This is a genomic window from Amphritea sp. 1_MG-2023 (genome assembly GCF_030547545.1).
GTDB lineage: Bacteria > Pseudomonadota > Gammaproteobacteria > Pseudomonadales > Balneatricaceae > Amphritea.
On sequence record NZ_JAUOQE010000080.1, the window covers coordinates 1 to 908 of the forward strand.

Here is a 908-nt window from a genome sequence, read left to right on the forward strand (position 1 = left end):
TGAAGGGCCGTTGAATAGCGCTGCCACCTCGGCCGTCACCGCTGTGAATGATCCGATCGTTGGCCTACCGAGCATCACCGGTACCGCCACCGAAGATGAAACCCTCACCGCCGATATCAGTGGTATCAGCGATCCTGACGGCCTGAGCAATAGCTTCAGCTATCAATGGCAACGGTCTGCCGATGGTCTTACCTGGAGCGATATCAGTGGTGCCACAAGCAGCACCTATACCTTAGATGATCCCGATGTCGGCCAACAAATTCGGGTGAGCGTGAGCATCACCGATGATCAGGGCTTCGATGAAGGGCCGCTGTATAGCACTGAAACTGCGGTCGTCACCGCTGTGAATGATTCGATCGTTGGCCTACCGAGCATCAGCGGCACCGCCAGCGAAGATGAAACCCTTACCGCCGATATCAGCGCTATCAGCGATCCTGACGGCCTGAGCAATAGCTTCAACTATCAATGGCAACGGTCTGCCGATGGTGTTACTTGGAGCGATATCAGCGGGGCGACGAGCAGCACTTACACCTTAGATGATCCCGATGTCGGCCAGCAAATTCGGGTGAACGTGAGTATCACCGATGATCAGGGCTTCGATGAAGGTCCGCTGAATAGCACTGAAACTGCGGTCGTCACCGCTATTAATGATCCGATTACTGGCCTACCGAGCATCAGCGGCACCGCCACCGAAGATGAAACCCTTACCGCCGATATCAGTGCTATCAGTGATGTGGATGGCCTAAGCAACAGCTTCAGCTATCAATGGCAGCGATCCGCCGATGGTGTTACTTGGAGCGATATCAGTGGTGCCACAAGCAGCACCTATACCTTAGATGATCCCGATGTCGGCCAGCAAATTCGGGTGAACGTGAGTATCACCGATGATCAGGGCTTCGATGAAGGGC

1 protein-coding gene is annotated in these 908 nt (G+C 54.6%); it reads left to right on the forward strand.

Annotation, left to right across the window (positions count from 1 at the left end; translation table 11 throughout):
* Positions 1-908 (forward strand): hypothetical protein (locus Q4488_RS18750; RefSeq protein WP_303582121.1); only part of this gene is annotated, 908 nt, incomplete at both ends.